Raw genomic sequence first — 10,652 nt, 5'->3', positions numbered from 1 at the left:
CATGGCACCACAACTTCCATGGCTGTAGCTTGTTCATGACACAACCTTGTCTGTAAGGACACCCTTCAAGTCGGGTTTTGATCGCGGATATGTGTGATTGTTCAAAAATCTGAACAATGGATTCGCAAATGGACTATTTATTGGATTGTAGATGAAGACTATAGTGTCGGTACGGTAGCTGGTAAATGCGATATTTGTAAAACCCAACGACAGGAGCGGATCATGAAAGCGCATCGCGATGCAGTCGCGGCAGTGTTCGGACTGGTGCTCGGCGTGGCGGCCATGCAGGCACGGTACTCACCGACGAGTACGCGCATGCGGCCGGCGCCGAGGCGCGCGGCGACGAGCTGCGCTGTTCCACGTCGTCGCGACGGGCGAACAATGCGATGCGACCGCGATCCCGGCCGTGCTGGTGGCATCCAACGAGGCCGTACGATGACCGTCGCGCGCAAGCCGGAGAACGGCCATACGCTGGCGGTACGTGACCTGCAGGTCGTGGGCGCGGAACGACCGCTGGCGGCACGCCTGTACAAGGCGGCTGTCGACGGCAAGCGCGACGTATTGATCGTGTTCTTCCACGGTGGCGGGTTCGTCGACGGCGACCTGGAAGACGCCGATCCGTTCCTGCGCCACCTGTGCGAGGCGAGCGGCTATCCGGTCGTGTTGTCGTCGACCTATACGCTGGCGATCGGTGAAGCCGAGTTCCCCGCCGCCGCCGAGGATGCGCATGCCGTGCTGATGTGGGCAAAGAAGAACAAGAGCAAGCTCGGCTGGACGGGCAAGCGCATGCTGGTCGCGGGGATCGAAGCCGGAGCGAACCTCGCCGCCGTGTGTACGCTGATGGCGCGCGACCGGGGCGCGCCGCGGCTGGCCGGCCAGATCCTGCTGATGCCGATGCTGGATCCGGGCCTGTCGACCTGCTCGATGCGCGAAATGCCGACCTGCTCCGAACGGGCGAAAGTGTTCGACGAGTGCGCCGCCGCCTACCGGGGTTATCTGCCGCACGCGGCCGACCGCAGCCATCCGTATGCATCGCCACTGCAGTCGAGCCGTTTGAAGAACCTGCCGCCGGCCTTGATCCTGTCGATCGAGGACGATCCGCTGCGCGACGAAGCGGAAGCCTACGGCGGCAAACTGATCCAGTCGGGCGTGCCGACGACGGTCAGGCGCCTGCAGCCTGCGCAAGCACTGCAGGAACCGAATGCACGCGATACGTGTGCCTGTCGGGGCCACGCATTAAGCGAGATCTCCAACTTCATTGCCGGGCTCGACGAGGAAGAAGAGCCGGCCGGTTGTTGATCCCGCGGATCACGTAATTCACCACCCACGATAAAAAAACGTGCCCGTGAGGCACGGGAGACCTGTCTTTTCCTGAAAAAGCCTGGGAAGGACCGTTTTCGTCCATTCATTAATAAATAGTTAATAACCGGAGGGCTAACCATGAAACCGATTCAACAATTCCAGATGGCTGTGCGTCCCGTCGTGCTGGCGCTGGGGGCCGCAGGCATCGCTGCCCTGATCGCCGGCTGCTCGGATGCGACCGGCAAGGCGGCCGAAGCGCAGACCCAGGCGCAGGCCGGTCCGCCGGTGTCGGCCGCGACCGTGCTCGAGAAGTCGATCGCCGAAACCCAGGAATTTTCGGGCCGCCTGGAAGCCATCGAGCACGTCGAGATCCGTCCGCGCGTGTCCGGCTATATCACGTCCGTCAACTTCAAGCCGGGCTCGGAAGTCAAGAAAGGCGACGTGCTGTTCGTGATCGATCCGCGTCCGTACCAGGCCGAAGCCGAGCGCGCCGAGGCGGCCGCGAAATCCGCCCGCGCCAAGGCCGACCTGGCTCGCGTCGAACTGGCCCGCGCCGAGCGCCTGCTGGGCGACAAGGCGATCGCGCAGCGCGAATACGACGCGAGCCTGTCCAGCCAGAAGGAACTCGACGCCACGGCGCGCGCCGCGGAAGCGCAGGCCCAGGCAGCGCGCCTGAACCTGTCGTACACCCGCATCATCTCGCCGATCGACGGCCGCGTGTCGAAGGCCGAGATCACCCTCGGCAACCTGGTCGACGCGTCGAACGTGCTGACGTCCGTCGTGTCGCTGGACCGCATCTACGCCAGCTTCGACGGCGACGAGGAAACCTACCTGCGCGTCGCCAAGCTGGCCCACGACGGCCAGGCGGTGCCGGTGAACGTGGGCCTCGTCAACGAGGACGGCTACCCGCACCAGGGCAAGCTGGAATTCGTCGACAACCAGCTCGACGCGCAGACCGGTTCCGTGCGCATGCGCGCCACGTTCGAGAACAAGGACCGCGCCATGGCGCCCGGCCTGTTCGCCCGCGTGCAGATCGGCGGCGGCGACGCGAAGCCCGCCCTGTTGATCACGGACCGCGCGATCGGCACGGACCAGAGCCACAAGTTCGTGTTCGTCGTGGGCGCGGACGGCAAGGCCGAGTATCGCGAAGTGAAGCTCGGTCCCGTCGTCGACGGCCTGCGCGTGGTGCGCGCCGGCCTGAAACCGGGCGAGAAGATCGTCGTCAACGGCCTGCAGCGCGTGCGTCCGGGTTCGCCCATCACGGCGCAGGTGGTGCCGATGGTCGCGACGCTCGACACGGGCAAGGCGCCCGCCAAGGATGCGGCGCTGGCCATGGCTGACAGCAAATAAGGACAAGAACACATGAACATCTCACGCTTTTTCGTCGACAAGCCGATCTTCGCGGCCGTGCTGTCGGTGCTGGTCTTCGTGGCCGGCCTCATCTCGATCTTCGAGTTGCCGATCTCGGAGTACCCCGACGTCGTGCCGCCCTCCGTGGCGGGTGCGCGCCCAGTACCCGGGCGCCAATCCGAAGGTCATCGCGGAAACCGTCGCCACGCCGCTGGAGCAGGAAATCAACGGCGTCGAAAACACGCCGTACATGACGTCGCAAAACACGTCGGACGGCGCGCTGATGCCTGACGGTGACCTTCAAGAAGATCGGCACCAACGTCGAGCAGGCCGAGACGGCCGTGCAGAACCGCGTCCAGCGCGCGCTCCCGCGCCTGCCGACGAGGTGCGCCAGATCGGCGTCACGACGGTCAAGAGCTCGCCCAACATCACGATGGTGGTGCACCTGAAATCGCCGGACGGCCGCTACGACGACCTGTACCTGCGCAACTACGCGACCCTGAACGTCAAGGACGAACTGGCGCGCATCAACGGCATGGGCGAAGTCCAGCTGTTCGGTTCGGGCGACTACGCCATGCGCGTCTGGCTCGATCCGCAGAAGGTCGCCGCGCGCAACCTGACCGCCGGCGACGTCGTGAACGCGATCCGCGAGCAGAACGTGCAGGTGGCGGCCGGCGTCGTCGGCCAGGGCCCGTCGAAAGGCGCGGACTTCCAGCTGACCGTCAACACGCAGGGCCGCCTGCAGTCTGTCGAGGAGTTCGGCAACATCGTCATCAAGACCAATGCCGACGGCGCGACCACGCTGCTGAAGGACGTCGCGCGCCTCGAAATGGGCTCGAACTCGTACGCCCTGCGCGCGCTGCTGGACAACCAGTCGGCCGTGGCCATCCCCATCTTCCAGGCGCCGAACGCCAACGCGCTGCAACTGTCGGCCGACGTGCGCGCCAAGATGAAGGAGCTGTCGAAAAATTTCCCGGAAGGCGTCGAATACAGCATTGTGTACGACCCGACCCAATTCGTGCGTGAGTCGATCGACTCCGTGATCCACACGCTGGTCGAGGCGGTGATCCTGGTGGCGCTCGTCGTCATCCTGTTCCTGCAGACGTGGCGTGCCTCGGTGATCCCGCTGCTGGCGGTGCCGGTGTCGGTCGTCGGCACGTTCGCGGTGATGCTCGCCTGCGGCTTCTCGATCAACACGCTGTCGCTGTTCGGCCTCGTGCTGGCCATCGGTATCGTGGTGGACGATGCGATCGTCGTGGTGGAGAACGTCGAGCGCAACATCGCCAACGGCCTGAATCCGCATGATGCGACCGTCCAGGCGATGAAGGAAGTCTCGGGCCCGATCATCGCGATCGCCCTGGTGCTGTGCGCCGTGTTCATCCCGATCGCGTTCGTGTCGGGCCTGACCGGCCAGTTCTACCGCCAGTTCGCGCTGACTATCGCCATCTCGACCGTGATCTCCGCGTTCTCGTCGCTGACGCTGGCCCCGGCGCTGTCGGCCGCGCTGCTGAAGTCGCACAACGCGCCGAAGGACGGCCTGACGCGCCTGATGGATACCGTGTTCGGCCGCTTTTTCGCCGCCTTCAACCGCTTCTTCGGCCGCTCGTCGCACAGGTACGAACGCGGCGTGCAGGGTGTCCTGAAGCGCAAGAGCGCCACGCTGGGCGTGTACGTGCTGCTCGGTATCGCCGGCATCTTCATGTTCAAGGCCGTGCCGCCGGGCTTCGTGCCGTCGCAGGACAAGGCCTACCTGATCGGCTTCGCGCAGTTGCCGGACGCCGCCTCGCTCGACCGCACCGACACCGTGATCCGCAAGATGTCCGACGTGGCCAAGCAGATCCCGGGCGTGGAATCGTCGGTCGCGTTCCCTGGCCTGTCGATCAACGGCTTCACCAACGCGCCGAACGCCGGCATCGTGTTCACGACGCTGAAACCGTTCGACGAGCGCAAGGGCAAGGCGCAGAGCGCAGAGGCGATCGCCGGCGAGATCAACAAGCGCATGGGCTCCATCGAAGACGCGTTCGTGATGGTGCTGTCGCCCCCGCCCGTGAACGGCCTGGGCACCACCGGCGGCTTCAAGATGATGATCGAGGACCGTGCCGGCGTCGGCTACGATGAACTGTACAAGGCGATCCAGGCCATCCAGGCCAAGGCCGCCACCGACAAGCGCCTGCAGGGCGTGTTCTCGGGCCACCAGATCAACGTGCCGCAGCTGTTCGCCGACGTCGACCGCGTGAAGGCCAAGCAGCTGGGCGTGCCGCTGGCCGAGATCAACCAGACCTTGCAGATCAACCTCGGTTCGCTGTACGTGAACGACTTCAACCAGTTCGGCCGCACCTACCAGGTGCGCGTGCAGGCCGATGCGCCGTTCCGTTCGCAGCGCGAACAGATCGCGCAGCTGAAGGTGCGCAACGACAAGGGCGAGATGATTCCGCCGTCCTCGATCATGAAGATCAAGGACACCTACGGACCCCGACCGCGTCCAGCGCTACAACGGCTACGTCGCCGCCCGAGCTGAATGGCGGCCCGGCGCCGGGCGTGTCGACGGAGCCAGGCCCAGGCCAGCGATGGAAGAAATCGTCAAGGCCACGCTGCCGAAAGGGATCTCGTACGAATGGACGGACCTGACGTACCAGGACATCCTGGCCGGTAACACCATGATCTACGTGTTCCCGCTGTGCGTGCTGCTCGTGTTCCTCGTGCTCGCCGCGCAGTACGAAAGCTGGACCCTGCCGCTGGCCGTGATCCTGATCGTGCCGATGTCGATCCTGTGCGCCCTGATCGGCGTGAAGCTCACTGGCGGTGACAACAACATCTTCACGCAGATCGCCCTGTTCGTGCTGGTGGGTCTCGCATCGAAGAACGCGATCCTGATCGTGGAATTCGCCCTGGAGCTGGAACACCATGGCCGCAGCATCGTGGCCGCCGCGCTGGAAGCCTGCCACCTGCGCCTGCGTCCGATCCTGATGACGTCGATCGCGTTCATCATGGGCGTGGTGCCGCTGGTGCTGTCGCACGGCGCCGGTGCCGAAATGCGCCATGCGATGGGCGTCGCCGTGTTCGCCGGCATGCTGGGCGTGACGTTCTTCGGCCTGTTCCTGACGCCGGTGTTCTACGTCCTGCTGCGCACACTGGCCAAGCGTTTCGAGAAGCCGAAGCATGCCTCCGCTCATGCCCATGCTCACGGCGCGGCACCGAAAGACGTCGGCGGCGACCATGCGCCGGCACTGGAAGGAAACTGATATGAAAACGATGATCGCAAGGGGTGTGGCCCCGCTGATGGCGGCACTGCTGCTGACGGCTTGCGCCGCCCCGGAATTCAAGCAACCGACGATTGCGACGCCGACGGCGTTCAAGGAATCGCAGGCCACGCCGGCTGCGGCCGCGAACGATGTGCGCAGCGCCGCGGACGGCACCACATGGACCGTCGGCCGTCCGGCCGAAGCCCAGCCGCGCGGCGAATGGTGGCGCGCCTTCAACGACGAGACGCTCAATGGTCTCATCGTCGAAGCGACGGCGAACAACCAGAATCTGACGGTGGCCGCCGCCCGCGTGAAGGAAGCCCGCGCCATCGCCGGCATCGCCGAAGCGGACCGCATCCCGCAGATCGGCGTCGGCGCCGGTGCCCAGCGCACCCGCCTGTCGCCGCTGGAAGCGTCGCTGCCGCAGGGCACGCCCGTCGCGGCGGCCAACACCTACTCCGCGCGCCTGTCGGCCAGCTACGAAGTCGACCTGTTCGGGCGCGTGTCGTCGAACGTGGCGGCGGCGCGCGGCGATGCCGGCGCGGTCGAAGCGACGTACCGCTCCGTGCTGCTGTCGCTGCAGGCCGACGTGGCGCAGGCCTATTTCCGCCTGCGTTCGCTGGATGCCGAAATCGCGACGGTCGGCCACACCGTGCAGCTGCGCGAGGAAAGCGTGCGCGTGACGGGGCGCCGCTTCGACCTCGGCGACATCGGCGAATTCGACCTGTCGCGGGCGAAGACGGAACTGGCGACGGCGCGTTCGGAGGCCATCGGCCTGCAACGCCAGCGCGCGACGACGGAACACGCGCTGGCCGTCCTGCTGGGCAAACCGGCATCGAACTTCGCCGCGCCTTCGCGTCCGCTGCAGGATGCGGCCGCGCTGCCGCTGATCCCGGCCGGCCTGCCATCGACCTTGCTGGAGCGCCGTCCCGACATCGCCAGCGCCCAGCGCTCGATGGAAGCGGCGAACGCCCGCATCGGCGTCGCCCGCTCCGCGATGTTCCCGGCGCTGAACCTGTCGGCGGGCGCCGGCGGCGTCGGCACCAGCTTCGCCGAAGTCTTCAAATGGAGCAGCCGTTCGTGGCTGCTGGGCGCCGCGCTGTCGATGCCGCTGATCGACGGTGGCCGCAACCGCAACAACGTCGTGCGCAGCGAGGCGGCACTGGAAGAAGCCGTCGGTTCGTACCGCCAGAGCGTGCTGACGGCCTTCGCCGAGGTCGAGGACAACCTGGCCGGCCTGCGCATCCTGGCAGGGCAGAGCGCCGAGATCGAGGCGGCAGTGATTTCCGCACGCCGTTCGGCCGACCTGGCGCAGAAGCTGTACGACGCGGGCCGCGGCAGCTACCTCGAACTGCTGGATGCGCAGCGCAACCTGGCGAACGTCGAACGCACCGCCGTGCAGCTGCGCGGCGACCGCGCGGTCACCACCGTGGCGCTGATCCGCGCGCTGGGCGGCGGCTGGGATGCGGCACCGGCCGTGGCGAAGGCCGACGATACGGCGCAGGCAAGGAACTGAAGTCCCTGGCCTTACTGTGATTCCGGTAATGCCCTTTGCGGCGGTACGTGCAAGCGTACCGCCGCTTTTTCTTTTATGTGTTGGCGAAAAAACGTCGTTCCCGCGCAGGCGGGAACCCAAGTATGCTGGCGTACCGCGAACAATTGTATGGGCTTGCGCCCGCCGCTTCGTGGATGCCGACGATACAATCTTTGCATGCCAACCTCAGCACCTTCCGACTCCGCCCAGCTCACGGGTCTCGCGCCCATCATCGCCCCGGACACGCGCATCCTCATCCTGGGCAGCTTTCCGGGCGCGGCGTCGCTCGCGGCGCAGCAGTATTACGCGCATCCGCGCAACCAGTTCTGGAAGCTGGTGGGCGCATTGATCGGCGAAGACCTTTACCGGCTGCCCTACGACGAGCGTTTGCCGCGCCTGCTGGCGCACCGCTTCGGTTTGTGGGACGTGCTTGCGGGGTGCGAGCGCGAAGGCAGTCTCGACTCAAGCATCCGCAAGCCGGCGGCGAACGATTTTGAGCGGCTGCACCGGCTGTGTCCCGAACTGCAGACGGTCGGCTTCAACGGGCAGACAGTCGGGCAAGTTCGCGCCGCAGTTTGGACAGCACGGCTACCGCACCGTCGTGCTGCCGTCGAGTTCTCCGGCGCATATGGCGATGACGTTCGAGCAAAAGCTGAACGTGTGGCGGGGGCTGGTCGATAAGGATTGAGCGCGAAGGCACTCTTTAGCGAACTGCGACAGGCGCAAAGCGCGTCCCATCGAATTCGTAGTAATGCACCGCGCTGCCGTCACCTTGTTCGTCCAGGCTGCCGTGTACGATCAGCGGGCCGCTCTCGCGCCGATATTCCAGCGGCTCCGTGATCTCGAGGTTCCAGCAGCCAGACCGGTGAAACGGGACCCAGGCGACAGCCCCGGTCTTGGTATCAATCGCGGCGCCCATGATGCAGGACGCACCGCAGCCCCAGGTCGCCAGGACGTAGCGGCCTGCAAACCGTGGGCTGATGATGCTGTCCTGAGTGCGCTCGCATACTCGCGGCTTTTCGCGTCTCCCGCAAATGAACGCCGGCTGGCTTTCCGCGATATGGGGTTGCCGGAAAGTCTACAAAACGCGGCGCAGCCAGTGCCTGTTGGGAAACGACCGCCAACAGGACAACAAGGATTCGAGTCGAGTTCATTGTTCAATACCAATGATGTTGTTGCCAAAATATCTTGGCTGCGTTCGCAGAATGATAACGACCGATGACATAACGGATGCCGCCCCGGCACTCTTCCACCGGGTCGCCGAATGACTTTTCACCCTTCGGATTCAGCGCATATTGTGCACGCAGAGCTGAAACAGGCCACGCGCTGTCGAGTGATGATTGCGCACGCCGACAACGCCAGTTGATTCCTGCGCAACAATCCAGAGGAGAGGCGGTCATATTGGGCGAGCAGAGAGCTCCTTCGAGCCGCATCGCGTCACGCAGTGCGACTTGTACCCGGAGCGGTACGATGGCTGGATCTTTTTCTTTCCAGGTTGTTGGGTCGGGGATATGTGCGTGACGCGGGAACGGCCGCTTCGATGTTTTCATGAGGTCTCCCGTCGGGTTGTTCAAATTTGGGCCAACCTTTGGCATGCTAACTATCCAAAACGACGCTGAATTGACGTAAACGGTCCTTACATAAAAAAATAACTGGGACGTGCTGGCCGCGTGCGAGCGCGAAGGCGGTCTCGATACCGCGATCCGCAGTGCGGCCAATGATTTCGAGATCCGCCGCGGCTAGCCGCGTGCCGGCCGCGTCGCCAGCGCCACGACCGCGGCACCGGCTGCGACGATCAGCGCGTCTTCGATCAGTCCGCTGCGGGTCTGGCCGATACGCGCCATCGCCTGTTTGCGGACGGCGAGGGTGCAGTACGCAAGCGGGACGGCGGTTCGAGACCGCGACCGCCGCGCCGGCTTCCCCCCCCGTGGCGCCAGCGCCGCGCCTGCGATCCCCGCGCTCATGACGCGCGCCAGCAGGCCCAGGAAGACGGTGCGGTCGGGCGCAGTCTTCATCTTGTCACCGAACAGTTCCCCAACGCCCATCGCGAGTGCGCCGAACGTAAAGAGAGGGCGATTCAGGAGGAATAACTGCCCCGTCGTACGGCGGTGCGCGAGGCGTGCCGCCGCGAGGCTGGCCATGGGCGTCATCGAGCGCGCGCTGGCGACGGCGCCGATCAAAGCGGAAGAGAGCAGGCTGCGAAATGTCATCTTTACTGGCTCCTGTGCAAGTGAAGGGTTCTCGAACCGCCAAGGCGGACCGAACCCGGCAAGCCAGTGTAGCCAGACAGGCGACTTTGCTACGCACGCGTCGCGCGCGGCCTCTTCATGTTGGCTTACGGCACCTCCGCCGCCAGCAGCGCAGCCTGTATCTGCGCTTCGATTCGTGGACCGGCAAGGGCTTGCCGAACAGGTAGCCCTGGAATGAATGGCAGCCGTGGGCGGCGAGGAAATCGCGTTGCGCGGCCGTCTCCACGCCCTCGGCGATCACATTCGTCCAGGCCGCGTCCATGGCGATGATCGTCTGGGCCACCATGGCATCCCGATGGCTGGCCGGCGGGCGTCATCGACGAAGGATTTGTCGATCTTGAGTTGCGTGAGCGGCAGCTTCGTCAGGTAATTGAGCGAGGAATTGCCGGTGCCGAAGTCGTCGAGGGAAATGCTGAATCCGCTGGCCTTGAGTGTGTGTAATTTGAAGATCGAGGATTCGAGGTCGCCGATCGCCAGGCTTTCGGTCACTTCGAGCTTGAGCTTGTCCGCCGGTGCGCCCGTGTGCCGGATTTCGGCCAGGATGTCGTTGACGAAGCTGTCCGATTCGAACTGGCGCGGGCTGATGTTCACGGCCAGCGTGAGGCCGCGCAGGGTGTCGTGGCGCGCCCACGTGGCGAGCTGGCGGCAGGCCGTGGCGAGCACCAGCGTCCGATCGGATCGATCAGTCCGGTTTCCTCTGCCAGCGGATCAAGGCGGCGGGCGGGATGGCGCCGCGCTCGGGGTGGGTCCAGCGCAGCAACGCTTCGGCGCCGATCGGGCGCATGGTCGTCGACCTGGACCTGATAATACAGGGTCAGCCGGTTGTCGCGGATCGCGTCGCGCAGTGCCTTTTCGAGCCAGTTGCGGTCGGCCAGTTCGGACTGCATCTCGTCCTCGAAGACGCGGACGGTGTCGCGTCCGCTGCGCTTGCTTTTGTACAGGGCGAGTTCGGCCTGGCACAGCAGGGTATCCGGC

At 65.2% G+C, this 10,652-nt stretch carries 10 protein-coding genes and 4 pseudogenes; 8 read left to right on the top strand and 6 right to left on the bottom strand.

The genetic code is table 11. The features are described from left to right. Positions 1 to 238: 238 nt before the first annotated feature. The 8 genes and pseudogenes from ACWNCF_RS03840 to ACWNCF_RS03805 all read left to right on the top strand — a co-directional run bounded on the left by ACWNCF_RS03840 (position 239) and on the right by ACWNCF_RS03805 (position 8,116). Positions 239 to 439 (top strand): hypothetical protein, encoded by a 201-nt coding sequence (locus tag ACWNCF_RS03840; RefSeq protein WP_449406088.1) that lies wholly within the window; start codon positions 239 to 241, stop codon positions 437 to 439. Further along, on the top strand, positions 436 to 1,299 hold the full coding sequence (locus tag ACWNCF_RS03835; protein WP_449406087.1) for an alpha/beta hydrolase: 864 nt from the start codon (positions 436 to 438) through the stop codon (positions 1,297 to 1,299). Before ACWNCF_RS03840 ends, ACWNCF_RS03835 begins: the two co-directional genes overlap by 4 nt. A gap of 141 nt (positions 1,300 to 1,440) precedes the next feature. Next, positions 1,441 to 2,652 carry an efflux RND transporter periplasmic adaptor subunit gene (locus tag ACWNCF_RS03830; RefSeq protein ID WP_449406086.1) on the top strand — a complete coding sequence of 404 codons (1,212 nt, stop codon included), beginning with the start codon at positions 1,441 to 1,443 and terminating at the stop codon, positions 2,650 to 2,652. Between the two features lie 12 nt (positions 2,653 to 2,664). After that, positions 2,665 to 2,772: pseudogene (locus tag ACWNCF_RS03825) on the top strand (hypothetical protein); the annotation flags it as partial. Positions 2,773 to 2,803: 31 nt separating this feature from the next. Further along, entirely contained in the window at positions 2,804 to 5,170 is a 2,367-nt protein-coding gene (locus ACWNCF_RS03820) for an efflux RND transporter permease subunit (RefSeq protein WP_449406085.1), read from the top strand. Positions 5,171 to 5,189: 19 nt separating this feature from the next. Next, a pseudogene (locus ACWNCF_RS03815) lies at positions 5,190 to 5,894 on the top strand (efflux RND transporter permease subunit); the annotation flags it as partial. Between the two features lies 1 nt (position 5,895). Further along, positions 5,896 to 7,410: an efflux transporter outer membrane subunit gene (locus ACWNCF_RS03810; protein WP_449406084.1), complete on the top strand. Its 1,515-nt coding sequence runs from the start codon at positions 5,896 to 5,898 to the stop codon at positions 7,408 to 7,410. Between the two features lie 195 nt (positions 7,411 to 7,605). Continuing rightward, a pseudogene (locus tag ACWNCF_RS03805) lies at positions 7,606 to 8,116 on the top strand (DNA-deoxyinosine glycosylase). A 15-nt stretch (positions 8,117 to 8,131) separates the two neighbouring features. Here ACWNCF_RS03805 and ACWNCF_RS03800 read toward each other — a convergent pair. From ACWNCF_RS03800 to ACWNCF_RS03775, 6 genes and pseudogenes are all read right to left on the bottom strand, one after another. Next, positions 8,132 to 8,347: a hypothetical protein gene (locus ACWNCF_RS03800; protein WP_449406083.1), complete on the bottom strand. Its 216-nt coding sequence runs from the start codon at positions 8,345 to 8,347 to the stop codon at positions 8,132 to 8,134. Positions 8,348 to 8,585: 238 nt separating this feature from the next. Continuing rightward, complete coding sequence (locus ACWNCF_RS03795; RefSeq protein WP_449406082.1) at positions 8,586 to 8,978, bottom strand: hypothetical protein; 393 nt, start codon at positions 8,976 to 8,978, stop codon at positions 8,586 to 8,588. A gap of 189 nt (positions 8,979 to 9,167) precedes the next feature. Beyond that, a complete protein-coding gene (locus tag ACWNCF_RS03790) occupies positions 9,168 to 9,638 on the bottom strand; it encodes a hypothetical protein (RefSeq protein WP_449406081.1) in 471 nt (156 codons plus the stop codon). 115 nt (positions 9,639 to 9,753) lie between these two features. Further along, complete coding sequence (locus tag ACWNCF_RS03785; RefSeq protein WP_449406080.1) at positions 9,754 to 9,939, bottom strand: EAL domain-containing protein; 186 nt, start codon at positions 9,937 to 9,939, stop codon at positions 9,754 to 9,756. After that, a complete protein-coding gene (locus ACWNCF_RS03780; RefSeq protein ID WP_449406079.1) occupies positions 9,915 to 10,340 on the bottom strand; it encodes an EAL domain-containing protein in 426 nt (141 codons plus the stop codon). Before ACWNCF_RS03780 ends, ACWNCF_RS03785 begins: the two co-directional genes overlap by 25 nt. Next, positions 10,265 to 10,652: pseudogene (locus ACWNCF_RS03775) on the bottom strand (bifunctional diguanylate cyclase/phosphodiesterase); the annotation flags it as partial. The pseudogene ACWNCF_RS03775 and the gene ACWNCF_RS03780, both read right to left, overlap by 76 nt.

It is taken from the genome of Massilia phosphatilytica (assembly GCF_977014125.1).
The sequence above is the reverse complement of the archived record's forward strand: the minus strand, read 5'-3'. Positions and strand labels throughout refer to the sequence as shown.

What these genes read in the sequence shown, in the direction of transcription:
- ACWNCF_RS03830 (WP_449406086.1), top strand. Translation starts at nt 1,441, where the DNA reads ATGAAACCGATTCAACAATTCCAGATGGCTGTGCGTCCCGTCGTGCTG.
- ACWNCF_RS03790 (WP_449406081.1), bottom strand. Translation starts at nt 9,638, where the DNA reads ATGACATTTCGCAGCCTGCTCTCTTCCGCTTTGATCGGCGCCGTCGCC.
- ACWNCF_RS03800 (WP_449406083.1), bottom strand. Translation starts at nt 8,347, where the DNA reads ATGGGCGCCGCGATTGATACCAAGACCGGGGCTGTCGCCTGGGTCCCG.
- ACWNCF_RS03835 (WP_449406087.1), top strand. Translation starts at nt 436, where the DNA reads ATGACCGTCGCGCGCAAGCCGGAGAACGGCCATACGCTGGCGGTACGT.
- ACWNCF_RS03810 (WP_449406084.1), top strand. Translation starts at nt 5,896, where the DNA reads ATGAAAACGATGATCGCAAGGGGTGTGGCCCCGCTGATGGCGGCACTG.
- ACWNCF_RS03785 (WP_449406080.1), bottom strand. Translation starts at nt 9,939, where the DNA reads ATGGACGCGGCCTGGACGAATGTGATCGCCGAGGGCGTGGAGACGGCC.
- ACWNCF_RS03840 (WP_449406088.1), top strand. Translation starts at nt 239, where the DNA reads ATGCAGTCGCGGCAGTGTTCGGACTGGTGCTCGGCGTGGCGGCCATGC.
- ACWNCF_RS03795 (WP_449406082.1), bottom strand. Translation starts at nt 8,978, where the DNA reads ATGAAAACATCGAAGCGGCCGTTCCCGCGTCACGCACATATCCCCGAC.